The following is a 24486-nucleotide window of genomic DNA, read 5'->3' on the forward strand; positions in this document are numbered from 1 at the left end:
AAGCTAAATTGTGGACCGACTTAGGCCGCCACGTCTCTGCGCGTAAACGCAAGCCAAGAAACAAGATTGAACACGATAAAGTAAATGACCAGCATGATGATGGAGAAAGAAAGCGTCATGCCATCCTGATACGGCCGACCCTCCAGATACTGTGCAAGATTGAGGTTGGCAAACAGCACGTACTTCGCCCAATCGTAACGCTGAATAAGCTCCGATACTATGGTTCCCGCAAACAATAAGAAGATCGAGGACCCGATGGCCATTGCGCTGCTGCGGAACGCTGAAGATATCATGAACGCGATCGTGACATACATCACGGTGGATACACCGTTTAGCAGATAGGTTTTCCACAAGTTAACAAGCATGTTCCGCTCGAAGATGTCCCCATTCGAATCCATGCCGACCAGCGGCAAGTTCATATCGCCGAACTGATACAGCAATCCGTTAATCAACACGGATACTATGAACAGCACGATTAGTAACAAGATGCCGAACATAATCATGGATACATACTTAGAGATGAGGATCTTGAGCCGATTAGCGGGCCGAATGAGGAGCAGCTTGATTGTCCCTGTCGAGAATTCACCGGCCAAGCTGTCTCCGGCGATAATGACCGTGAACAGCGTAATCAAGATGACTAACGTCGCGGAACCGTTAATGCCGCTCCACATGGTGCCGACCTCCGGCCTGATGTCATGCTCCAGCCTATAATCGATTAGTGCGATTCGATCCTTATAATATTTCTTTGATCCCTCGTCTGTTTTCGGATCGGCCAATTCCTTCACCATGGTGTCTTTTTGCTGCTCGACTTGTTTCTGCCACGTCTCTGAATTGGTGTCTTTGTCGTAATACCAGTCCAGGATGCTGGCGGTAAACACGATCGCGATCATGAACCCGACCATGATCCAAGTTCGCCAGCGGCGGTATACTTTCATATTTTCGTTCTGAATTAAGTTAACCAACCTGCTCGCCTCCCGTCATTTCCAAGAACCGATCTTCGAGCGACACCTTAATTGGATGTGCACCGAAGACGTCAATCCCGCTACCCATTAAGTAAGACAGAATACGCGGGATCCGTTCCCGTCCGGTCACGATTTCGGCGCCTCCCTCAACAAGCTTCACTTCTTTGACGCCTTCCATCCGCTTGATCGCCGCCACCGCTTCATCGGTAAAGTCAGCTTCAATGAGATAGGACTTGCTTTGCTCATCGGAGCCGATAAACTCGTGAATCGGTTTGATGTCCACCAGTCTGCCCTTTTGCAGAATAGCCACGCGGTCGCACATCAACTCCATCTCGGAGAGCAAGTGGCTCGATACGATAACCGTAATGCCTTCGGTCCGTGTCAAGTACCGCAAATAGTCGCGCAGCTCGCGAATTCCCGCAGGGTCAAGACCGTTCGTCGGTTCATCCAGGATGAGCAAGGACGGATTGTGCAGCATCGCTTGAGCGACGCCTAGCCGTTGCCGCATACCAAGGGAATACTTTTTCACTTTATCGTGAATGCGGTCTTCCAGCTTCACCAGCTTGACCACTTCATCGATTCTTTCCTTGGTCACTCCCGGGACCATACGTGCGTAATGGACCAAATTACGATAGCCGCTCAGAAATTTGTACATTTCCGGGTTCTCGACGATTGCACCGACGTGGCGGATAGCCTTCTCGAATTCGTTCTTAATGTTATGGCCTTGGATGCGAATTTCACCTTTGGTGATGGACATCAAGCCGACCATCATTCGAATGGTGGTCGTTTTGCCGGCTCCGTTGGGACCGAGAAAACCGAATATTTCGCCTTTGGGCACGTCGAACGTTACATTATCAATAATCGTTGTCTTGCCGACCTTCTTGGTCACATTGCGCAAGCTTACAACCGGCGTATCGCTCATGGTTGTGCCTCCTCTATTGGGGAATGGATAATAACCTCTCCGTTACTCGACGTAATGTCGACGTTCCATTTGCCGGTACCGGTCGCACCTGTTAATCGCGTCCTATTGTCGTTGTCCGGCTTTGTGCTTTTAAACGGCAAACTCGTGAGAATGGACCCATCTTTAACCTCAACGTTTAAACTAAATCCGCCATCCTGCGGCAGCACCACATCCGTTGTTCCGGATTGTAAATCCACTTTGATGTCACCGCGAATACCGTCCATTCGAATATCGCCGTCTACTCCGCTCAAATTAACGTTGCCGGAGATGTCGCTCACGTTCACGGGGCCGCCTTCGGTAACTCCGCTTACTGCTCCTTGAACGCGGCGGATAAACTGCCTTCCGGACCTGCCGCTCACCGATACATGGCCTCGAACGTCCTCAATCGTTGCGACTCCCGACTCGTTGTTTAGCGTGATATCCCCGTTAATGCCAGAAGCGTACACATTGCCATAGGAGCCATTAATGGTTAAATTTCCGGCGACCCCAACGAGCTCCACCAGGCCGCCTCTTGAGGTTACATCAACATCGCCATGAATGCCTTCGAGCCGAATCGATTCCTCTTCAGCGCTCAGTCGCAGCTTCATGCCATCCGGCACGAGCAGCGTGTAGGCGATGTCGTAATCATCTTGATCAAGCGTTTTCCCGCCGGCCATTGCAACCAAGTTGACCTTACCTGCTTCATGATGCTGATCGATGCTTACCGCCTTGTTCATCCGATCTGCTGCCTCTGCGTCCGATGCGAACACGGTAACCGCGTATTGCAGACTTACGATGCCGCCGGTTGCTCGCTGCACCGTTATCGGACCACCTGCGCCGGTGAGCTGAAGCTCCTGCAGCGTCACTGGGTCGGTAATCTCAAGCTGCCTCTCGTCCGTCTTTGTCACGCCATGGTCCGCTTGCTCACGGGCCTGCGTTCGCGCCTCATTAACGAATTGATCGCTAAAGCGTTTGAAAGGCTCCTCTTTGCGAATCCCGATATCCAGAATCATCACCACGAATAGGACGAAGACCACGGAGAGAAGAAGCGTTCTCTTAGAGCGTAACGTCATCTTCATACCTCCACTTCCCGTTCGAAAATATACCCATTCAGCCACGTTAATCCGACGATAATAAGCGCCACAACGATGAACGGTCCGGTTTGCATAAACGTTCCATCCTGCCCTTCGCCGATCCATATATCAGGCGTCCAATTCAGCAGCGCCGACAAGAGCGGGGTAACCCGAAGCGTGGCCCAGAGCGCCGTGACGAAAGCGATGAGAACAACGAGCCACTTCAATCGCGCGACGAGCTGCCCGCAAAGGAATGCGAATTGCACGATAACGACCGCGAATACCGTGATGAACAGGTAGAGCCAGAAGCTGTGCAGAATCAAGTTCACGATCTCCGGCTTGAAGCTCAGCAATTCGTGGACAATTTGCCACTCATCCCACTTGGCGATTAGCAGCGTGAGCGAGAAGCTTGCTGCAATCCACAGCATGACTCCGATCAACAACGTTATCGTAGCTGCGAGCTTCGCCGCTAACACTTTCCATCCACGTACAGGCAGCGAGAGCAGCAAGTAAATCGAATTCGTTCTCCACTCCGAATGCAGCTGATAATAGCCTACACCGATCGTGACCACAGCAATGAAGATATAAGGGAATAACAACGATAACATCGACAGCACGTCATCCTCCCATACCCCACTCTTGAACCAGAGCAAGAGATCCATCAAAAGGACCGCGACCGAGAAAACGCCGTATAAGGGCCAGACGCTCTTCAGCTCTTTGCGGAATAAATTGCGGAATGCCATTACACGTACACCTTCTCCCATATGTTCTCGAGTGAACAACCGAACTCCGCGCGCAGGTTCTCTGCGGAGTCGAACAGTTTGATTCGTCCGCCTTGCAGGAAGATCACGTCATCGAACATCGGCTCAGACTCTTTCACGGAATGAGTGGATAAGATGATCGTCTGCTCTCCGGATTCGAATTCGCTGGCGATCGAGCGGATGATCTTAGCGCGCGAGGAAGGATCGATGCCCGAGAATGGCTCATCAAGCAGGACGAGCGGCACATCGCGGGATAAGGCAGCGATCAGCTTCAATCTTGCGCGCATTCCCTTGGACAAGCTGCGCACCTTCTGGTCGATATCAAGCTCCATCTTCGCGAGCATATCCGCCGCTTTGTCCGCCTTCCAATCGGGATAAAAGCCGGAGATGAAACGCAGCGTTTCCTTCACCGTCATCCAGCCATACAAATTGTCGATCTCCGGCAAATAGGCGATCTGCGCTTTGTTCCGAACGCCGGGCTCCCTGCCGTTTACGAGAATGCTGCCTGACGTCGGATAGATCATTCCCGCCAGCATCTTAAGCAGAGTCGATTTACCGCTCCCGTTCGGGCCGAGCAAGCCGACTATCGTTCCTTTGCGGATTTGGAGGTCGATTCCGTTAATCGCGTGTTTCAACAAGTATCGTTTATGAACGCCATGTAACTCTGCAATATAGGGTTGGTCGAAATGTTCATTCATGCTCATGCTCTAAGCCTCCTCGCCTTCGTATAATTGCTTGCGAAGCAAGAGCTCTGTCTCTCCCGGTTCGACTCCCAGACCCCGCATCTCCTCGATAAATTGGCGTACCGCCGTGTTGGCCATCTCCGCTCGTATATGCAGCAGCAAAGCCGGGTCGTTCTTGATGAACGTGCCTTGGCCGCGCAACGTCTCCGTCAATCCTTCCCGCTCCATCTCCTGATACGCCCTTTGCACCGTATTCGGGTTAACCTGCGACATTTGAGCCCTTTCCTTCAGGGAAGGGATCTTGTCTCCCGGCGCCAGCTCACCCCTGACTAACGCCTTCTTGACCTCGTCCACCATTTGCAAATATATCGGTTTCGGGTTGTCAAAATTAAGTTGCATGTCCGACCCTCCTATAGACCGCGAACCAGTGCACTACTAAACTAGTGTACCGATAATATATGTGGAATCCGAGGCGCTTGTCAATGGCTTTGTTTCTATTTGCGCCAAAAAGCCGCTTCCTATGCGGGAAGCGGCTTTTACAATCGCGATTTGAGGACATCAGCGTGTTAGCACGGCTAACTTAACTTAGGTCATCAACACGAACGCCAGTGCAACGATTGCAGGCAGACCTTGCACAATCAAGATAGATCTCTTAGCCGTTACGCCTCCATAAATAGCAGCAACGAGTACGCAGCAGAGAAAGAATAGTTGAATCTGATGCCCGACTGCGGCTGCGGGATGGAACAATCCCCAGAGCAAACCTGCCGCTAAGAAACCGTTGTACAATCCCTGGTTGGCAGCGAGGGACTTCGATTCTTGGGCGAACGTCTTCGTGGTACCGAATGCCTTTAATGCCCGCGGCGTAGTCCACATAAACATCTCCAGTATTAAGATATAGATGTGCTCCACTGCGACAAGTGCAACCAATAGTGCAGCTATAATCGTCATTTGCGTCTTCTCCCCTGCCTGTATGCGTTTATATCCTATATATACATCCTACCGAACCCCGGGACAAGCTCTACCTACAAAAAAAGAGCGCCACCTTGAAAGGTATGCGCTCTTCACCATCCATCTTGTTATGCGATGTTGTTCCAGTAAAAAGTAAGAGTAACCGCGCTGGCATTGCCCGCAGCGTCAGTCAACGTACCCGATACAACCATCTGATTGGCATTGCCGCCAAGGAGCTTCAAGTAGCTAACGGACACACCGTCATGTTGTTTATCCAAAACACCTAATTTTGTGATTAGATCCAAGGATGAAGCCGTTCCTCCGACAAGCTGCTGCGTGAAGTTCAACGACGGATAAGAGGACAGGTTCACGTTTTGAATGTCGGTGATCGTCAAAGTGGCGTCTTCATTGGAAGTAATGTTTCCCGTAGTCAGGTAACCGCTTGTGATCGTGATTTGGCCTTCGTTGTCATTAAGAGTAACAGCAAGATTGTTGACGTTCGCTGCAGTCAGGTTAGGCGCCGCATCGTCTGCTTTAATGGTTAATGTTACCGTGCGGGAGTTGCTGGAATTATCTCGAAGCGTTCCCGTAATGACTAGCCCGTCATCGTTGGTATCCAACTGATTAAGCAGCGACATGGATACGCCGTCTTCTTGTGGATCGAGCGCTCCAAGCTTGTCAATCAGATCAAGTGTGTTCGAGCCGGAATTTAGGGATTGAGAGAGTGGCAACGACGGATAATCCGTCAAAGTGATACCTTCAATTGCAGTAATAGTCAACGTCGAAGCTTCACTCACGCTAAGCGTTCCCGCTGTCAGATACGCACTGCTCTTAAAGCTGATCGTACCTGTTGTGCCACCGGATACCGTTACATCTCTGCCGTTAACGGTAGCAGCGGTGATGCTCGGTGCAGTTGTATCTCCAGATGGTATTACTACTGGTGGTTTTGGCTTACTCTCTTCTTCTTTTTCTTTCTTAATCACTTCATAAGCTTGCTGTCCGCCATACGCACCAACAACCAGATCACGACGAGTGGCGACTTTTGAACCGTCTACTCCTGCATCGAGGATTTTAAACTCGATGGCTTGTTTAACGGCATCGCTGTACCATGGTGTTTTGTTGACATCTACTGTACCGCCTAAGCCTCTAACGAATACAGTAGCAAGTTGTCCTAAAGTCGCGGTGTTGCCAGGAGCAAATTTACCATCGCCAACTCCGTTAATTAGTCCGGCTTTCTTCGCGGCTTCGATGTAAGGAATCGCCCAACCATTCGTTCCATCGGTGCCACCCACGTCGCTAAACGAGGAAGTCTTTAAAGTACTGTCGACCTGGAGGCCAAAAATCAAAGCAGCCACTTTAGCGAATTGTGCACGGTTCATTTCTTCTTTAATTCCAAACGTGTCGTTGCCCATGCCATCAAATATACCCTTGGAAATCAATGCATCAAATTTGGCCTTGGTTGCTGCATCCAAATCCTTCAAATCTTGAAAATCTGCCGACGTCTTTGGGGCCGAATCCGCTGCATTCGCAACTAAGCTTGGCATTAGTAAGCTTATTCCCAGTGGGAGAATCAACCATTTTGAAGCCTTCTTCTTCATCAACAAACGCTCCTTTTATTAAAAACTAGTAAATTATTCTAAAATTTATTTCGGCATGCAGACCTATTTTGTTTAGCTTATAAGTGAAAAAGAATTACAAAAGAACGAGATTCTTTCGAACTATAACCCATTTCAATAAACTGGATATTAGCAAAAATAAACACGGCACCCAAGTCGGGTACCGTGTCTACTGTGTTAAACCTATAACTGCGGTCCACTCCGGCTCGCTTATACCCCTTCATACAATGAGGAATCCAAACCCTGGATATACGGTGTCCACTCACCTGTCGTATATAGTAGAAGCCGGTGCATGGCACGCGTACATGCCGTGTAGAAGAGCTTGCGCTCACTTTCCCGATGGTATACGGAAGAAGCGGCATCATAGATAAGCACGGCGTCGAACTCCACCCCTTTGGCGAGGTAAGAGGGAATAACCATGATTCCCTTCTCGAAGACAGGCGTCTCCTTCGTAACAAGCCGCAGCCCCTGACAACCATGAGCGGCAAGGCGTTCGTAGGCCTCCCTGCTCTCGGCTGCTGTCTTCGTAATAATAGCAATGGAGCCGAAATCCTCCGCCTGAAGAGCCGCGAGGTCCGCTGCCATTCGCGCCGTCCTCATCACGTCGCTGCCCGTCTGAATAAGAAGGGGTTTCCTTCCCCTCCGATCGAAGGGCACGATCCCCTCGCCACCCGGCAGCAGCGACCTGGTGAACTCTACAATCTCGCGCGTGGAGCGGTAACTGCGGGACAATTGAATTCGGCTCGTTTCGGCCTCGCCATAGAGCTTGAGCAGCGGTGACTCCGCCTCATGTAATTTCGTTGCCTGCGTGAAGATCGCCTGACCGAAATCACCCAATACCGTCATGCGGGCACGAGGGAACAGATTCTTGAGAAACTGATATTGGAACATTGAATAATCCTGGCCCTCGTCAATAAAGAGATACCGAACCAGCGTATTCACCCGAGAGCCCTCAATGAGTTCTTTTAGATAGAGGTACGGTGTTGCGTCCTCATAATACAGCTCGCGTCGACTCAGCTTCTCCCTCGTCTGCTCACAGATTTGCGGCCAATGCTCGGGGACTTCAGCAGTGTTCGTCCTTGTAAGATACACGTTGTCATTCTCGCTGAACAATTGCGTGTATATGCCCTGCATATCGATAAACAACATACTCTTTACGCTTCGTCTCAGCGGCTTGAAGGCCTCTTTCACGACCATGCGGCAGAGCATCTCTTCCTCTTGCTCGGCGAAGTTGAAGTCTGCTTCATCTCCACGGCGCTTTTTCGTTACAAATTCTTGTACCTCCGCATACTGCTCGGCGAAATCAAACACACCGCGATCCTTGTGCAGCTCGCCAAATACTTCCGCATACTGCTCATTGTCCAGATAGTTCAGTTCCTCCTGAACCCACGAAGCCGACAGCTCTTCTCTCTCCAGCAGAGTCAGTTCCTTCATTAACCATTCCTGCAGTAGAGTTATGCGATTGGTTAGTCGAATCGAGGGTTCATAACTATAAAATTTCGATTTGATTTGATCGCCGGTAATTAAAACCCGATCGCGGAATCGAATGCCGTTAAACAGCATCCCTGCTTGCCCCAGCCACGACGCATAACCATGAAGAGCCTGAAGGAACGCTTCCGAAGACTTATATTGGATTCCGCTCAGACGGGGCGCATACCCCTGTGTCGAATCTTCGGTTAACACATATTCAAGCTGGTCGAAGGGATCCTCCAGTTGAAATATTGATCCAAGCCAATAGTCCAGATATTCTTGGAAGGTCGTTTGCTGCATGTTCTCCTCGCCAAGCTCCGGAAGAACCGTAGACACGTAGCTGTTGAACATCGGATTAGGTGAGAAGAGAACAATCTGATCAGCCGTCAGTTTATCGCGATGTTTATATAGTAAGTACGCTACGCGCTGCAGGGCAGCAGAGGTTTTTCCACTGCCAGCCACACCTTGCACAATGAGCATGCGGCTTCTATCGTCACGGATGATGGCGTTCTGCTCCTTCTGGATCGTCGCCACGATACTCTTCATCTGTGTATCAGCGCCCTTGCCCAGCACCTGCTGGAGCAATTCGTCGCCAATCGTTATGCTGGAGTCGAACAAGTTCTGGATCCGTCCGTCACGAATCTGGTATTGCCGCTTCTGCGTCATGATCCCCTTAATTGATCCCCCGGGCGTGTCAAAGGCAACCTCGCCAGGGGAGTAGTCGTAATACAAACTCGCAATTGGCGTACGCCAGTCGTACACCAAGAAATTCATGCCGTCCTGTTCGACGAAAGAGGACACGCCTATATAAACCTGCTCAATCAGATCCTGACCAGCCTCTTGAAAATCAATACGTCCAAAATAGGGAGATACCAACAGTCGCTTCACGCTATTCCATTTCTGCTGCAGCTGCCGGTGGCTCCGCTCCCGTTCGGATAATACGGCTGCCTGCTGCTGAATCGTGAAGAACGTCTCTTCAAAATCCTCATGGGTGCTCGTATTCACCGTGACTTCTTCCCAGAATCGCTTGCGGATGTCCGCCGCTTGATGACCCAGTTGATCCACTTTAGGCTCCAGCTCCACGATTGCTTCATTGAGCTTGCTCATTGTCAGCTCCAGCCGCTCTTGTTCGTTCTCCCAATCCTTTGCGTGTATCATCCTTCTGGGCACACTCCTTTAAACTGTAATTTGGAGAAGCAAAAGAACATTTGACAACCCGCACTTCCCTGTGATAATATTAAGGTATAAATAAGATGCAATAACTACGACTTAATACATAAAACTGCAGAGAATTCTTTTATTATAGCATGTTGCTTTTTCGAGCACAATTGGTGATTACGATAAATACCCCGGGAAATTTTCCCGGGGTGTTTTTGTCTCTATTGTAAACTACGCTTGAACCTGTGATCCGGCAGCCCCCTCGACTTCGGGGTTATTCGAAAACCGGAACAGCCTCCACATAAGACTCTCCGGCTCTCCCGCTCGTATAGTTAATCGTACGATCGATCATATTCACTTCGTAATAGTGTACGCCTGCAGCTGCCATGTCCCTAAGAAATTCTGAAAAAGGAGTCCGATGCTGCTGATGATGTACCAGTCCTCTCTTTACGGCATCGGCTTGGAACTGCTCCGCTACCTCAAGGGTTGAAACCGCCGCCGAATTCGTTTCCTCGTACTGACTGTCTGCCCCCATATACACGATGTTGTCGTTGGCTACGCTTGTCCGATAAGCAACCACTCCTGCATGGAGCAATTCCTGAAACGTTCTTGGGTAGGGCCATCTTTCGCTTTTGGACACCGAGCTAATTCGTTTAACTTCTTCAATATTCATAGGAAGCCTCTCCTTGTGAGATGTTAGTGTACGAGTTGGATTTATTGCCATAATAGCATACATACAAGCCCGGCAAAAATGAAGAGCGCCACCTGAATTAGGCAGCGCTCTTCAGCTTCTATAAATAAAATTCAATAAGTGCTTTGTCTACTCTCGTGTCGGTTATGCAAGATCGTAGCGGTCTGCATTCATGACCTTCACCCATGCCGCAATGAAGTCACGCACAAACTTCTCTTGGTTATCGTCTTGCGCGTAAACCTCAGCAATGGCGCGCAGTACGGAGTTTGAGCCGAACACGAGATCGACGATGGTAGCCGTACGCACGACTTCGCCCGTCTTCCGGTCACGCCCTTCGTAAACCACCGCATTAGCCGGCTTCCACTGCAGGCCCATATCCAGCAAATTTACGAAGAAATCGTTCGTGAGCGTACCTTCGCGATCGGTGAACACGCCATGCCCGGTATTCCCGTAGTTCGTGCCCAGCACGCGCATGCCGCCTACGAGTACAGTCATTTCCGGTGCCGTAAGGTTCAGCAGCTGTGCCTTATCCACCAGAAGCTCAGCAGGGCTGACGCTATACTGCTTCTTCTGATAGTTGCGGAATCCATCGGCAGCCGGCTCCAGTACAGCGAAGCTCTCTACATCCGTTTGCTCTTGCGTGGCATCGCCGCGTCCGGAGGCGAAAGGCACCGTCACATCAAAGCCCGCATCTCGAGCGGCTTTCTCCACTGCGGCGCTGCCGCCCAGTACGATTAAGTCAGCCAAGCTTACTTGCTTATCCAGACCACTCTGAATGGCTTCCAGTGCAGCAATAACCTTCGCAAGCTGCTCCGGCTGATTCACTTCCCAATCCTTCTGTGGAGCAAGACGAATTCGGGAACCATTCGCGCCGCCGCGCATATCGGAGGCGCGGAATGTACTGGCCGAAGCCCAAGCTGTCGATACCAGTTCGCCGACTGTTAGTCCTGCGCTTAGGATCTTCAATTTCAGCTCTTCTACTTCGGCGTCTGTCAGCTCCGTCTCAGGTGCAGATATAGGATCTTGCCAGATCAGAATTTCTTCCGGCACTTCCGGTCCCAGATATCTTGCACGAGGCCCCATGTCACGGTGAGTAAGCTTAAACCATGCGCGAGCAAAGGCATCCGCGAACTCTTCCGGGTTCTCATAGTAACGGCGAGATATTGCCTCGTATGCCGGATCCGCACGAAGCGCCATGTCCGCAGTGGTCATAATCGTCGGAACGCGAACGGACGCATCTTCCGCATCTGGTGCAAGATGCTCCTTAGCAGGGTTTATAGGCGTCCATTGATTCGCGCCTGCCGGGCTCTTCGTGAGCTTCCATTCATACCCGAGCAGCAGCTCGAAGAAGCCGTTATCCCACTGCGTCGGATTCGCCGTCCATGCGCCTTCGATACCGCTCGTGATGGCGTCACGGCCTTTGCCTGAGCCGTGCGTGCTCAACCAGCCCAAGCCTTGCGCTTCAATAGCAGCTCCTTCCGGCTCAGCCCCGACAAGTGCGGCATCTCCCGCTCCGTGTGCTTTGCCGAACGTATGCCCGCCAGCCACGAGAGCGACCGTCTCCTCATCGTCCATTCCCATCCGTTTGAACGTTTCACGAATGTCACGGGCGCTTGCAAGCGGGTCCGGACTGCCGTTAGGACCTTCCGGATTAACATAGATCAAGCCCATTTGAACAGCCGCGAGCGGATTATCGAGCTCACGATCACCTTTATAGCGATTGTCCCCCAGCCATACCGTTTCAGCACCCCAGTAAATATCCTCTTCCGGATGCCAGACGTCCTCGCGGCCGCCGCCGAAACCAAAGGTTTTGCCGCCCATGGACTCAATGGCCACATTCCCCGTCAGAATAAACAAGTCCGCCCAAGAGATCTTGTTGCCATACTTCTGTTTAATCGGCCACAGCAGTCGACGCGCTTTATCTAGGTTGCCATTGTCTGGCCAGCTGTTAAGGGGGGCAAACCGCTGCGTGCCGGTTCCGGCTCCTCCACGGCCATCGCCCGTACGATATGTGCCTGCCGAGTGCCACGCCATACGGATAAAGAATGGCCCATAATGACCGTAATCAGCCGGCCACCAATCTTGACTGGTTGTCATCAGATCACGAAGATCCTGTTTAAGTGCCGGATAGTCCAGCTTGGCGAATTCCTCTGCATAGTTAAACGCTGCGCCCATCGGGTTCGTTTTCTGGTCATGCTGATGAAGAATGTTCAAATTCAGTTGGTTAGGCCACCAGTTACGATTCGACGTACCGCTGGATGCAGGACTCGTAGCGCTTCCATGATTGAACGGACACTTCCCTGCGTTAGCATTTTCCATATTCATCGTTATCACCCCATGAACTAAAATTAGTACTAAATGATAATTATTCTAATACTAGTTATAAAGCTAATTACAGCAGAAATCAATTGTTTTTTTGGGGCTTTTTTCACGTCGTCAAGACTCTACCAAATATATATGTCCCACCACACTACCCTATGTCCAACGCTGCCAAATACGGACAATCCCGCTTCCCCCATTACCCGATTAAGGTCACTTTTAAATACTAGGTTTATAAAAAGTGCCTACTTCCTACCGTCGACCCCAGAGGCTATCCTACATATAGCAGTCAACTAATCCGTAATCAGGGGAGAGATCATTCATGAATATTGCATTATGGATCGTACAAGGTGTTGCCGCATTAGGTTTTATTTATTCGGGCTGGTTGAAGGCCTTTCAGTTTGAGAAGGCCAAAGCCTCATGGGGATGGGTGAAAGACGTTCCACAAGCCTTCGTAGCCTTTATTGGGATAGCAGAATTACTCGGCGCAGTTGCACTTATCCTGCCTCAAGCGTTGGATATCGTACCGGCGTTAACGCCAATAGCCGCTACCGCGCTTGCCGTGATCGTCCTCTGTGGCGCCTTGTTCCATATAGGGCGTAAGGAGTATCGGGAAATCGGCGTGAATATTGTCTTCATCGCGCTGGCATTGATGGTCGCGATCGGTCGTTTCTAGCTCCCCTCATTTGGGGAGCTTTTTTCATTAAACCTGTAAAAGTGATAAGTATCCATCGGTAATTGATAATGGTTCATGGAATAACATGCTATATAATCAAGCTGTAAGCGATAACAACCGAGATTATGCTCTTATTCATAAGTGATTATTATCTTACAATCAGGAGGATGAAACATGCCTAAACAATTGATTGCATCAGCCCCGCGTAAAGCGGCGATTATCCCTTACGAGGATCGTGCTATTCTGCCGAACGAGGTGAAGGTGCGCGTCGACCACGCTTCGCCCAAGCACGGCACTGATCTTGCAGGCTTCCGCGGTGAAAGCCCGCATACGGCCGATTACTTCGATGATAAAGAAGGTTGGAATCTGTTCTTGCCGAGAGATCCGAAGGATATTCAAACGGACGGCGGCTTCGGACGATGGAACCTAGGCAACATCTGGGTGGGCGTCATTACAGAGGCAGGTTCCGAAGTAACGGAGTATAACGTCGGGGACCGTGTATCTTGTTACGGAGGCATTCGTGAAACGCATATCGTAAACGCGGTTAACAACTATTATTTGAAAAAAATGCCCGAAGGCATGTCATGGAAAAACGCGGTGTGCTTCGATCCCGCTCAGTTTGCGCTTGGCGGCATTCGCGACGCACACGTTAGGGCGGGCGACCGGGTCGCAGTATTCGGCCTCGGCGCAATTGGTCAAATCGCTGCACAGCTGGCGAAGCTGGCCGGCGCCAGTTGGGTGGCCGTTATCGATCCGATCGCAGGACGGCGCGAAGTCGCGCTTAAGAACGGTGCAGATGCGGCATTCGATCCTCTCACGGATGACGTGGGGCTCGAACTTAAGAAAGCGACAGGCAAGCTCGGCGTCGATGTGATCTTGGAGACAAGTGCCAACGAATTCGCGCTTCAGCAAGGGCTCCGCGGGCTGGCTTACGGCGGCACGATCGCGTTCCTCGGCTGGGCCAGAGCGTTCAAAGGCGGGCTCGATTTGGGCCGCGAAGCGCATTTCAACAATGCCAAAATCGTCTTCTCCCGTGCTTGCAGCGAGCCGAACCCGGACTACCCGCGTTGGAGCTGGCGCCGCATCGAAGACGTATGCTGGGATATCCTCTCGAGCGGCCGTATCGATTGCGAGAATATCATTTACCCGGTGATCCCTTTCGAGGAATCCGCCGAGGGTTATGAGAAATACGTGGATCAAAGTCCGGAGCAGAGCATTAAGCTTGGCGTCACGTTTTAATCCATAACAAAGAAGGGGGAAGTGTTATGAGCGATAGCTTGAGCTATTTTCTAAAACATGCCGAGCTGCAGGTCAGCCAATTCGATGTGCATCGCCGCAGCGAGATGAAGACGCTGAACCGTACACTTCCCTTCTACGTCATGTCTTATTTGAAGTCGGGCAGCGCCAAGCTCCGAATCGATGGCGAAGAGATGGCACTCGAACCGGGGACCGTGGCCTTTATTCCCCCGCATGTGGTGCATGATCATTATAAAGATACCTCCGACCAAACCGAGTTTCTTTGGTGGCATTTCACATTCGAAATTGAAGGCGTCATGGATGTCATGAAGATGTTCCGCATCCCATTCGTGTTCCCGCTGCAAGATCATGTCTATTTCGAGAAAGTGTTCATGGAATTCATCGATTCAGCGGATGCCCGCATGCCCTCCTTGCCGCGTTCGATCTTAACGCGAGCGAAGTCGCTCGAGCTCTTATACATCATTTTGAACAGCGCACTCAGTCAAAAAGATGCCCAGAAGGACGTCGCCAAATCCGATGTGTTTCTGGCTATGCTCTCACGGGTCGTACAATCGCCTGAAGAACCACTCACGCTGCAGCAGATGGCAGATGAGCTTCACATGCATCCCACTTATGTAAGCAACCGGTTCAAGGAATTATTCGGCAAGTCCCCACTCCAAGTACAGCGCGAAATGCGGATTCAGAAAGCGAAGACGCTGCTAGAGACATCCGATCTGTCCGTGACGGAAATTTCGCAACGATTAGGCTATAGCGAATTACAGAACTTTACGAGACTATTCAAGTCCTACGTTGGCATAGCACCTACCCAATTTCGCGAGCTCAATCGCAAATGGCGGGTTTCGAAGTGAAGGTAGGGTATCACCATAAATGGTCAGGGGAGCGAATTGGCAGCATGAAATATTCATTGTGTATCGGGGCTTATCAAGGCAAAGACGCCGTCTATCATCTGGAGAAAATCAAAGAACACGGCTTTCACGGACTCGAGTACTACGCCTGGTGGGAGCTGGAGGACCTTAAAGCTTTCGCCAAGGAACAAGAGCGGATTGGCGTCGGCATCAGCGCGACGTGCACGAAGTTCATCAGCTTGGTCGACGAGTCGCAGCGGGACGCTTACATCGAAGGCGTTAGGCAGACGATCGAAGCTTGCCGGGTGCTGAACGTGAAGTCGATTATTTCACAAACAGGCAACGAAATAGATGGCGTCCCTCGCGACGTTCAACGAGCAACGATGGTGGAGACGCTCAAGCGCTTGGCACCTCTGCTTGAGGAAGCAGGTGTCGTATTGGAGTTGGAGCCGCTTAATGGACTCGTAGATCATAAAGGACATTTCCTGCAGCGTTCGGACGAATCCGTGGATGTCGTCGACCAAGTGGGCAGCCCGAACGTGAAGCTCGTGTTCGACGTCTACCATCAGCAGATTACAGAAGGCAACGTCATCCGTAACGCGACCGGTTACATGGAACGCATCAACCACTACCATATCGCGGACAACCCCGGCCGCAAGCAGCCGGGCACGGGCGAGCTAAATTACGTGAATATCCTGAATGCCATCAAAGGTACCGGCTTCTCCGGTTTTGTCGGATTGGAAGGCGGCTACACGATCGATACAGATGCTGCCATTCAACAGTTTAAAGACGAAATCTTGTCTCGAGTGGAAGTGTAAGCTTGTCGCATGTAAAATGGACAAGAACTACTACCGCTGCCTTATAGGAGGAATCATACATGATTCAACGTACTGTACTTTTGAAATTTGCTGAAACGACCACACATGAACAGCTTCAAGAGGTCGCGAAACGCTTCAAGGCACTGCAAGATACCATCTCTGGAATCGTCGAAATTCAGGCAGGACTCAACATGGCGGAGAAAAGCAAAGAATACCAAGTTGTGCTTATGGTGAGATTCGAGAATCAAGATGCAGTGAATGCATACACGATTCATGAAAACCATCAGGCTGTCGTCTCCTACATTCGTGAAGTTGGCAGATTAGACAGTATCGGCGTGGATATTGCAGTTTAGATATAACGTTTATTCTAAAGGGTAAATTAAAAAATGGCGCCACAGATCTCCTATCTGTGGCGCCATTTTTTTCATCTTCAGTCATCTGCGGCCTTCTTCCGTACATAATGGGTGCACTGGGTGACTTACGTCCACCGATTGCCAATCTCGAGTTAACGATCCGCAAACAATCCGCTTTTATACTGAACCTACGACGGCAGCAAGCCAACTCTTATCGAAGGAAGGAATCTGATAGTATGGGCATTCATGCGTATTTCCAATCGTTAACCGACTTGGAACGAATTATTCGTTGTCCCGGCAAATTCAAATTCCAGGAACATAGCGTTGCCGAGCATTCGTGGAAAGTGATCCAGTATGCCAAAACTCTGGCCGATATCGAAGAAAGCCACGGTGTCACTGTCGACTGGAAGAAGCTCTATGAAATCACCAGCAGTCACGACTACGGTGAAATTTTCATCGGCGATATTAAGACGCCCGTCAAGCACTACTCCATGGAGCTGCGCTCCATGTTACAGCAAGTCGAAGAAGGAATGGTGGCCCATTTCATCGATGAGCATATCCCTGAAGAGTTTAAGTCCATCTTCCGCAGACAGCTGCGCGAAGGCAAGGATGATTCCGTAGAAGGGCAAATCCTCGAAGTGGCCGATAAAATGGATCAGATCTACGAAGCGTTCGCCGAGCTGCAGAAGGGAAATTCCGAGCAAGAGTTCATCGTCATGTACCGATATGCGCTCATTAAGATCAAAGGCATTCGGCTGCACTGCGTCGATTACTTCCTGCAGCACATTTTGCCCGACCTCGTAAGCGAAGGAGCTCGCTCTCCAATCGACATCGAGCAGATCACGAAGGAAGCATTGGCGTCCTAATGCTGACCTCATTTCCGTTAGCATTGCCTTATCAGTTATTCATGCATCCGTCGAATTGTTAAAGGCCATCCCGCTGCGGGATGGCCTTAACTTTGGTATAGACTCAGCTCTCCAGGTCGTAGGCTACGGGGTGAAGCGGTTGGTAAATCGGAAGATCCGCACCGCTTGGAAGCTTAATGGAGGCCAGCTTGCCCCAACCTTGATCGCTGATCGGCGCCGAGATTTCAACACCTGCTGCCGTTAAATCCATTAGCGTCTTCTCGATGTCCTCGCACATAAAGTAGAACTCGTGCTTGCTTGGTCCATCTGTAGGATGTACAGCAATTTCTGCAGGGGGAAGTTTAAAGATAAGCCACCCGCCGCCGGCATCCACACCTGCTAATCCGAGTACGTCTCGCATGAAAACCCGGTCTGCATCCGCGTCCGTGCTATACAAAATAATATGTGCAGCATTGATCATAGCGGCAACTTCACTGCCCTTCTGTTTAATATTCGCCCTTAATAACGAAGAACGAACCCCGAATGGTGCCGGCTAATTTGGACTTCTGCCTTGCGAATTTAAACTTCGGTTCCAGCTCCTTCGGTATCTCCATTCCTTCAGACAGCTTAAACCCAACAGCCCGCTTCTTAGGGTCATCGACCGTATACATCACATTGATCGAAAGGCCATCCTCATAGAAGACGTAGGTAAATTGAATGTTTTCCACTTGAAAACGCGAGGTCTCTAAAGGCTTGGCCGCAAACTCGATATTGCGTTCCTCCTTCAGAATTCGGTTCGCATAATCGAGATCTTCCTGACTTTCGCTTGCCGGGACAGTCGTAAACACATGTTCGTATTTGTTCATAAAATAACGGGCTTCATTCGCGCGCAAGCCGGCAAGCGTCTCTGCTACCGGTGAAGACTCTAAACCAACTGTAGACACATTTTTAAAATCAACGACATACGACATTGTCATCCCTCATTCTCTCCATATAATCCTATTATCCCCGATATTATACCAAATATTAGGCTAGAGGCGTAAGAACCACTTGCTCCCCGGAACGGGTGTTTTTGAATTATTGTTCAGCTTGCTCATGAAGAAATCGCAATGCCTTGCGAAGGTAGAACGGAGGGCCGTCGTCCAGCTCGGGTCTTGCCCTTTCCTCGGTGTGGTGCAGAATAGATTGGTAGCTAATGGCGTGATGGATGGCATGGATGACCTCGCAGAGCGACCAGAGCTCCAACAGACGGTGCATCGGCTCGAAGTCGCTCCACATGGCCAAATAAACGTCTCGAAGTTGACCACGCAGCTTTATATCGCTTTCATCAAAGATGAGGAACATATCCATGAAGGGATGTCCTACGGATGCGTCCGTCCAATCGATGAGGCTCAGCCTGTCGTCTTGTGCGCTTGTCACATTCCCTAGATTAAGATCGCCGTGCAGCAGCGTGGATGGAATCTCGTACTCCGAGAGCTTCAAGCACATCTCCGTGATTTTGGGCAGTTGCTTTCGAAGATCGCTAATTTCTTCCGGCGTTAGCCGGGCTATCATTAGTTCGTCATCCAAAAGCGGGGCAATGAAAGGAATATATCGATGCGGTCTGCGATCGGCACAGCCTACTTCCAGCAACTCATCTATATGGTTGATGGAATCAAGCTGGATGCCTGCGAATATTCGCAGCAATTCCATCTTCTGTTCCATTGTAACGCTATTTCTTATGCTCATTCCGCTATCGCTTGATAACATCCATCCGTATCGCGGTTCAGCTCCAAGGACGACCGGTACACGCCCCGGGTAGAAGCTACCTATGAGTTGAAGAAACTTCGCTTCATCCACAAACAACGGTTGTTCGGCATTTACTTTGAAGTAGACATTTCCCTGTGTGGTGGGTACCCGGAGGACACACGACAGACTCCACCATTTCATGGGCTCCGGTTGCGCAATAACCTCGCTGCCCAATGAGGCGACAATCTCTTGTATCCACGTCATGACTCCGGTAAACCAACCGCTGTTCTCCCATGGCCGGCGAAACTTTGGCTGATCAACGGTCTCCGGTTCAAAACAATGATTGTTAAGGACTTCGAGATGGTCCAATCGTTTGAATTGTAAATGGGGCAAGTCATCCCGTCTTACCCATTTTCCCTCTTGCGTTAATTTGTCGCTGCCAAGATTGTCTAATAAGAAGATGCCTTCTATTCGACCCCGTTGTAGGTCTTCTGAAATAGATACGTATCTGTACGCGATCACCGGCTGACCGAACATACGCGACATCTCGCGTGTTGCTGAAGTCGAGGAAATTTGTTCTTCCACTCGCAGACCCGGGAGACACCACTCGTCATTTTCTTTCTGCACAAACACCCGGCCCGCGAGCGTCGGGTGCGGCAATATGCCATAAATTACATTAACATTGTCCATGTGATCATAACTCCTTGTACGAGGTGATCGGATCAACGATCCGTCGGCGATGCATTGACTTAAGTCAATGCAAGCAAAAACCCTCCCAGATACAATGAAATTACCACATACATCTAGGAGGGTCTCTAATGGTTAGCCAAGGAAGAGAGATATCGGATCAGCGAAAGTCGGCTTTAACTGGCGGTACAGCGCTCATGATCATGACGCTTGCCGCCATTTTTTCGTATGGCTTTGTGCATGCAAGGATTTTGAAACAGGGGGATGCAAGCGCCGTACTCCAGTACATGATTTCGCATCAACATCTATTCAAAGCCGAAATCTTCGGTTGGATTATAATCCTGCTGTGCGATATTGTGGTCGCTTGGTCATGCTACGTGTTCCTGAAATCAACCAATAAATATCTAGCCTTGCTCAGCGCATGGCTCCGTCTTGTTTATGCGACCCTATTAGGAATAGCGATCGCCAATTTATTATTCGTGCTGCCGATGACTACGTACAGCACCGATTATGTATCACCTTATACCTCCAATCAACTTGGAGCACAAGTGATGTTACATTTACAGGCCTTTGATTCCATTTGGTCCTTTGGTTTAATCGTCTTTGGCGCGCATCTGCTGATTTTGGGAATATTGGCTCTCCAATCAAACAACGTACCACGATGGATCGGCATCCTGCTGCTTCTAGCTTCTATTGGCTATATCTTGATTCACATGAGTAAACTATTTTTTGCGGATTATGAGGAAGTCGGGAAGATACTCGAAATTGTTTTTACTGTCCCCATGACAGCGGGAGAACTCGGCTTTGGGTTATGGTTGCTATTCAGGGGAGGAAAATAGACATATTCACCTGATTTTAAGCTATGTATATTCGCGATGCATTCTCTTCTTAATTCTACTTAAAGACTCCGGGGTCATGCCGAGAAAACTCGCCAATTGATGCTGCGGTACCCGGTCGATTAGAGAAGGTCGTTTCACTAGCAGCGCCTTGAAGCGTTCCTCAGGTGAAGAAGCAATGAACGCCGCAAATTCCGCCTGCACCTGACTAAAGTTCTCTTCAATCATCTTACGAGTCATCGACTCCAACTGCGTGTATTTGGTATACATGTCCTGTTCAATATCCAGGTCGCCAACCACCGCCACAGAGTCTTCTAGGCACGCAATGGTGTAGTCGGATGACTTGTCTGCCTTATGATGATTGAAAAAAGCAATCGCCTGCTCTTCGGTATAAAAGTTCGATGTAACCTCGTTCCCCTCTTCATCGTTCGAGTACTGCCTGATACATCCCTTCAGAACGAAATAACATTTTGCAGGTACCTCTCCTTGTTTAAGGAGGATGGTTCCCTTCTTAAATTCTTCGATATGAATTTCGTTCACGATCGCTTGTTGTTCTTCTTCACTTAAGGAGGTCAATTTCGTCATATAGGTGAATAAAATGTGTTCCATGATCACTCTCTCCTTCTACAATGACGGCTGTTATCCCCATTGTACTACACGAATACGGGCGATTGATAAAGAGAAGGCATAAATAAAGGCCTGCCGAAATGAATCGTTCGATGTTGACTTAAACCATGGTTTAAGTCGTATTCTATTCCTGTCGACAGGAATAGATTATGGAGGTCTCCGGATGAAGTACCGTTCTATTGGCGAAGCTGCAGCGAAATTAACGATCCCGGAATCTACGATACGGTATTATGAAAAAAAAGGACTGCTCCCCCTGATCGAGCGCGATGAAGCTGGCAGGCGGCTATTTTCAGAAAAACAAATGGCACTACTTGAGACCGTTATTTGTTTAAAGAACACGCACATGCCCATAAGCGGTATAAAGCAGTACATGGATTGGATTATGGAAGGGGCAAACACCATTCCACTCCGACTTGAAATGATGAACGCTCACAAGCAAGCTGTGCTGGCTGAAATTTCGTTGATGACTGAAGCGTTAAAAGGAATTGACGACAAAATTGCTCGATATACAAACGGAAAATCTATAGAGAAGGTGGATTAGAATGAACCTTTCAGGGAACACAATACTCATTACGGGCGGAAGTGCCGGAATCGGATTAGCTTTTGCAGAACGCTTTATTCAAGCCGGCAATACAGTCATTGTTTCTGGACGGCGCGAACATGTCCTTCAGGAGGCAAAAGAAAAATATCCAGCGCTGATCACGCGAGTAAGCGGTTTGAATTCGGAATCCGAGCGCGCAGCATTATTTGATTGGGTGACGGCGAGTTATCCGGAGGTCAATGTGTTAGTTAACAATGCAGGGATCCAGCAACGCTTTCATGTATTGAAGGCGGACGCTAAGAATAGTTGGCGTGAGTTCAACCAAGAAATTACAACAAATATAGAAGCGCCTATCCATCTTTCTATGCTGTTCGCTCCCTATTTTGCGACCAAAGAAGACGCGGCAATCATTAATGTGACATCGGGCTTAGCCTTCACTCCACTTGCGATTGCACCGATTTATTCAGCAACGAAAGCCGCACTTCATTCGTTTACGATGAGTTTAAGACACCAGCTTGCTGACACTTCTGTAGCAGTTATTGAAGTCGCTCCCCCGGCGGTGAATACCGATTTAGGCGGTGCGGGACTGCATACGCATGGTGAACCGCTAAATGACTTCGCAGATGGCATTTTCAAGGGATTAACGGCAGGCGACACCGAGATTGGATATGGTACTTCTGTAAATCGCTTACGCATGTCACGGGATGAAGTCGATGAACATGTAGCCGCTATGTATAAGTCTTTGAGAAAAACAATTGAATAACCAGAACGCAAGCAGTCCCAGCCACCGGTTAAGTTGCTGGGATTTTTGCTGTATGTTTTCCGCGTGTATTTTGAATAATAACTCCAACTGGATAACCTTGTTATCCCCATAATCATCACAAAAACCGTCCTTAAATCGTTATATATACAGCAGGACAACCTACACTGCTTGAAGGGGGAACTTGGCATGTCGAATACATCTATACTCGAGTCCGATCAAGGGAATTTAGCGGAGGCACAAGGTAACGTCAATCCGGATGTGATGGAACAATTGGCGAAACCGGAAGTACGGGAAGCCTTAACTGCACTGATTCTTCATTTGCCCCAACTTGCCGAAATTTCTACTCAACTTATAAAGACTTACGATTTCACCCAGAAGGTGCTTTCAGACCGCGTGCTTCTCGCAGATACCGCGAAGAGCATGAAGGAGTTAGCGATTCCGATTGAAGAAAAGATCAAGGCCATTGCGACCGCGGCTATCGAGGCCTCTGACCGGGCTGAGAAAAGCAATGAAACGATCGGTTTGCTTGGCATGTTGAAGTTGCTGAAAAACCCGGAGCTGCAGAGGATGCTTCGGTTCGGTCAGGCCTATCTGGATATTCTAGGTGAGAGAAAGAAATAAACCGCACCGCACGTCGTCCAATTATCTTGATCCATGGGGAGGACTTTAAGATGAGAAAACAAATCGTGATTGTCGGCGCCGGCTACGGGGGACTACTGAGCGCCCTCTCCGCACGAGCCCATTTAACAGCCGAAGATGCTGCTATTACCGTTATTAATCGCGTTGCGACGCACCAAATCGTTACCGAGCTGCATCGTCTTGCCGCAGGAAACGTTACCGATCAGGCCGTTGCCTTGCCTTTAAATAAGCTTCTGAGAAATAAAGACATCCAAGTGAAAATCGGGACGGTTCAACAAATCGACCCCGTAGCCCGCAAGGTCGTATTGGAAGACGGTTCTTTGCTGAGCTATGATGCGTTGGTCTTGGCCTTAGGCAGCGAAAGCAATTATTTCGGGATTCCGGGTCTTCAGGAGAACAGCCTGAGCCTTAAGTCGGTATCCGACGCGCACCGGATCAACAAGCACATCATTGAACGAATCAGCCAATATGCGCGGACGAAGAACAAGGCAGATGCAACCTTCATCATTGGCGGCGGCGGCCTCACCGGCGTAGAGGTCATCGGCGAGCTTGTCGACGAACTCCCGGGTATATGTCGCCAATACAATGTCGATTATGCGGACATCTCGCTGTTACTGGTAGAGGCCGGCCCGGCTATTCTTAAAGGGTTTCCGGCGGAATTAGTTCAGCGGGCGACGGAAAGCCTTGAGAAGCGAGGCGTACAGCTTCTTACCGGGCTCGCGGTCACCGAAGTCAACGGGGCAACTGTAAGCTTGAAGGACGGAAGAAGGATCGATGCCAATACCTTGATTTGGACCGGTGGCGTGAAGGGCCATCCGCTTGTTGCCGATTGCGGCGTGGAGGTGAATCGCGGGCGGGCGGTCCTGAATCCGTTCTTGCAATCCGTTTCTCATCCCGATGTATTCGTGGCAGGCGATTGCGGAATTGTTATAGGCCCGCAAGGAAACCCGCTTCCGGAGAGCGCGCAGCTGGCGTGGCAGATGGGCGAGCAAGCGGGCGCGAATATCGCGGCAAATTTCAAGGGTATCCGCATGAAGGAATTCCAATATGTATTCTCCGGTACGCTTGCCAGCCTTGGCCGCAAGGACGCCGTCGGCTTTATCGGCGAGACAGGCATCGAACTGAAAGGTCTGCCGGCCACCCTGATGAAAAAAGCAAGCGATGTCCGTTATCTAACGCACATTAAAGGATTATCCTCTCTCGCTTATTTCTAAGGCTAGCTAGTGCTGGGCAATAACGCGACAAGAAAA

26 protein-coding genes are annotated in these 24486 nt (G+C 49.9%); 11 read left to right on the forward strand and 15 right to left on the reverse strand.

Going from position 1 to position 24486, the window contains the following annotated elements:
- Positions 1-20: 20 nt before the first annotated feature.
- From AC0YNS_RS22755 to katG, 11 genes are all read right to left on the reverse strand, one after another.
- Positions 21-962 carry an ABC transporter permease gene (locus AC0YNS_RS22755; RefSeq protein WP_475783239.1) on the reverse strand — a complete coding sequence of 314 codons (942 nt, stop codon included), beginning with the start codon at positions 960-962 and terminating at the stop codon, positions 21-23.
- Positions 955-1884 (reverse strand): ABC transporter ATP-binding protein, encoded by a 930-nt coding sequence (locus tag AC0YNS_RS22760; protein WP_475783240.1) that lies wholly within the window; start codon positions 1882-1884, stop codon positions 955-957. The genes AC0YNS_RS22755 and AC0YNS_RS22760 overlap by 8 nt, the downstream gene beginning before the upstream one ends.
- The gene (locus AC0YNS_RS22765) at positions 1881-2975 is read right to left on the reverse strand and encodes a DUF4097 family beta strand repeat-containing protein (protein WP_475783241.1); all 1095 of its coding nucleotides are present in this window, start codon (positions 2973-2975) and stop codon (positions 1881-1883) included. Before AC0YNS_RS22765 ends, AC0YNS_RS22760 begins: the two co-directional genes overlap by 4 nt.
- Positions 2976-2977: 2 nt before the next feature.
- Complete coding sequence (locus tag AC0YNS_RS22770) at positions 2978-3718, reverse strand: hypothetical protein (RefSeq protein ID WP_475783242.1); 741 nt, start codon at positions 3716-3718, stop codon at positions 2978-2980.
- Positions 3718-4440, reverse strand: coding sequence for an ABC transporter ATP-binding protein (locus tag AC0YNS_RS22775; protein WP_475783243.1), 723 nt, complete (start codon positions 4438-4440; stop codon positions 3718-3720). Before AC0YNS_RS22775 ends, AC0YNS_RS22770 begins: the two co-directional genes overlap by 1 nt.
- Positions 4441-4443: 3 nt before the next feature.
- Positions 4444-4818, reverse strand: a complete 375-nt coding sequence (locus AC0YNS_RS22780) for a GntR family transcriptional regulator (RefSeq protein WP_090980452.1) — start codon at positions 4816-4818, stop codon at positions 4444-4446.
- Positions 4819-5004: 186 nt separating this feature from the next.
- Positions 5005-5367, reverse strand: coding sequence for a DUF1304 domain-containing protein (locus AC0YNS_RS22785; RefSeq protein ID WP_475783244.1), 363 nt, complete (start codon positions 5365-5367; stop codon positions 5005-5007).
- A gap of 128 nt (positions 5368-5495) precedes the next feature.
- Positions 5496-6965, reverse strand: coding sequence for an S-layer homology domain-containing protein (locus AC0YNS_RS22790; RefSeq protein ID WP_475783245.1), 1470 nt, complete (start codon positions 6963-6965; stop codon positions 5496-5498).
- 228 nt (positions 6966-7193) lie between these two features.
- Positions 7194-9611, reverse strand: a complete 2418-nt coding sequence (helD, locus tag AC0YNS_RS22795; RefSeq protein WP_475783246.1) for an RNA polymerase recycling motor HelD — start codon at positions 9609-9611, stop codon at positions 7194-7196.
- Between the two features lie 274 nt (positions 9612-9885).
- Complete coding sequence (locus tag AC0YNS_RS22800) at positions 9886-10284, reverse strand: DUF1398 family protein (RefSeq protein ID WP_475783247.1); 399 nt, start codon at positions 10282-10284, stop codon at positions 9886-9888.
- 162 nt (positions 10285-10446) lie between these two features.
- Complete coding sequence (gene katG, locus AC0YNS_RS22805; protein WP_475783331.1) at positions 10447-12621, reverse strand: catalase/peroxidase HPI; 2175 nt, start codon at positions 12619-12621, stop codon at positions 10447-10449.
- 322 nt (positions 12622-12943) lie between these two features.
- Between katG and AC0YNS_RS22810 the strand changes: the two genes are divergently transcribed.
- The 6 genes from AC0YNS_RS22810 (at position 12944) to AC0YNS_RS22835 (ending at position 17436) form a co-directional block, all read left to right on the forward strand.
- Positions 12944-13297 carry a DoxX family protein gene (locus tag AC0YNS_RS22810; RefSeq protein WP_475783248.1) on the forward strand — a complete coding sequence of 118 codons (354 nt, stop codon included), beginning with the start codon at positions 12944-12946 and terminating at the stop codon, positions 13295-13297.
- Positions 13298-13471: 174 nt separating this feature from the next.
- Positions 13472-14536 carry a zinc-binding dehydrogenase gene (locus AC0YNS_RS22815; RefSeq protein ID WP_475783249.1) on the forward strand — a complete coding sequence of 355 codons (1065 nt, stop codon included), beginning with the start codon at positions 13472-13474 and terminating at the stop codon, positions 14534-14536.
- 26 nt (positions 14537-14562) lie between these two features.
- Positions 14563-15402, forward strand: coding sequence for an AraC family transcriptional regulator (locus tag AC0YNS_RS22820; RefSeq protein WP_475783250.1), 840 nt, complete (start codon positions 14563-14565; stop codon positions 15400-15402).
- A gap of 44 nt (positions 15403-15446) precedes the next feature.
- On the forward strand, positions 15447-16217 hold the full coding sequence (locus AC0YNS_RS22825; protein ID WP_475783251.1) for a TIM barrel protein: 771 nt from the start codon (positions 15447-15449) through the stop codon (positions 16215-16217).
- Positions 16218-16276: 59 nt separating this feature from the next.
- A complete protein-coding gene (locus AC0YNS_RS22830; protein WP_475783252.1) occupies positions 16277-16570 on the forward strand; it encodes a Dabb family protein in 294 nt (97 codons plus the stop codon).
- 236 nt (positions 16571-16806) lie between these two features.
- Positions 16807-17436 carry an HD domain-containing protein gene (locus tag AC0YNS_RS22835; protein WP_475783253.1) on the forward strand — a complete coding sequence of 210 codons (630 nt, stop codon included), beginning with the start codon at positions 16807-16809 and terminating at the stop codon, positions 17434-17436.
- A gap of 103 nt (positions 17437-17539) precedes the next feature.
- On the opposite strand, the gene AC0YNS_RS22840 is transcribed toward AC0YNS_RS22835, so the two are convergent.
- From AC0YNS_RS22840 to AC0YNS_RS22850, 3 genes are all read right to left on the reverse strand, one after another.
- Complete coding sequence (locus AC0YNS_RS22840; RefSeq protein ID WP_475783254.1) at positions 17540-17896, reverse strand: VOC family protein; 357 nt, start codon at positions 17894-17896, stop codon at positions 17540-17542.
- A 25-nt stretch (positions 17897-17921) separates the two neighbouring features.
- Positions 17922-18386, reverse strand: a complete 465-nt coding sequence (locus AC0YNS_RS22845; RefSeq protein WP_475783332.1) for a phage tail protein — start codon at positions 18384-18386, stop codon at positions 17922-17924.
- Between the two features lie 106 nt (positions 18387-18492).
- Positions 18493-19833 (reverse strand): aminoglycoside phosphotransferase family protein, encoded by a 1341-nt coding sequence (locus AC0YNS_RS22850; protein WP_475783255.1) that lies wholly within the window; start codon positions 19831-19833, stop codon positions 18493-18495.
- Positions 19834-19961: 128 nt separating this feature from the next.
- Here AC0YNS_RS22850 and AC0YNS_RS22855 point away from each other — a divergent pair, with 128 nt between their 5' ends.
- Positions 19962-20669 carry a DUF4386 domain-containing protein gene (locus AC0YNS_RS22855; protein ID WP_475783256.1) on the forward strand — a complete coding sequence of 236 codons (708 nt, stop codon included), beginning with the start codon at positions 19962-19964 and terminating at the stop codon, positions 20667-20669.
- Positions 20670-20690: 21 nt separating this feature from the next.
- On the opposite strand, the gene AC0YNS_RS22860 is transcribed toward AC0YNS_RS22855, so the two are convergent.
- Complete coding sequence (locus tag AC0YNS_RS22860) at positions 20691-21275, reverse strand: Crp/Fnr family transcriptional regulator (RefSeq protein WP_475783257.1); 585 nt, start codon at positions 21273-21275, stop codon at positions 20691-20693.
- 181 nt (positions 21276-21456) lie between these two features.
- Here AC0YNS_RS22860 and AC0YNS_RS22865 point away from each other — a divergent pair, with 181 nt between their 5' ends.
- The 4 genes from AC0YNS_RS22865 (at position 21457) to AC0YNS_RS22880 (ending at position 24450) form a co-directional block, all read left to right on the forward strand.
- On the forward strand, positions 21457-21834 hold the full coding sequence (locus tag AC0YNS_RS22865; protein WP_475783258.1) for a MerR family transcriptional regulator: 378 nt from the start codon (positions 21457-21459) through the stop codon (positions 21832-21834).
- 1 nt (position 21835) lies between these two features.
- Positions 21836-22597 carry an SDR family oxidoreductase gene (locus AC0YNS_RS22870; RefSeq protein ID WP_475783259.1) on the forward strand — a complete coding sequence of 254 codons (762 nt, stop codon included), beginning with the start codon at positions 21836-21838 and terminating at the stop codon, positions 22595-22597.
- Positions 22598-22783: 186 nt separating this feature from the next.
- A complete protein-coding gene (locus AC0YNS_RS22875) occupies positions 22784-23218 on the forward strand; it encodes a DUF1641 domain-containing protein (RefSeq protein WP_475783260.1) in 435 nt (144 codons plus the stop codon).
- 50 nt (positions 23219-23268) lie between these two features.
- Positions 23269-24450 carry an NAD(P)/FAD-dependent oxidoreductase gene (locus AC0YNS_RS22880; RefSeq protein ID WP_475783261.1) on the forward strand — a complete coding sequence of 394 codons (1182 nt, stop codon included), beginning with the start codon at positions 23269-23271 and terminating at the stop codon, positions 24448-24450.
- The last annotated feature ends 36 nt before the right edge of the window (positions 24451-24486 follow it).

The organism is Paenibacillus sp. J22FR21 (genome assembly GCF_056269135.1).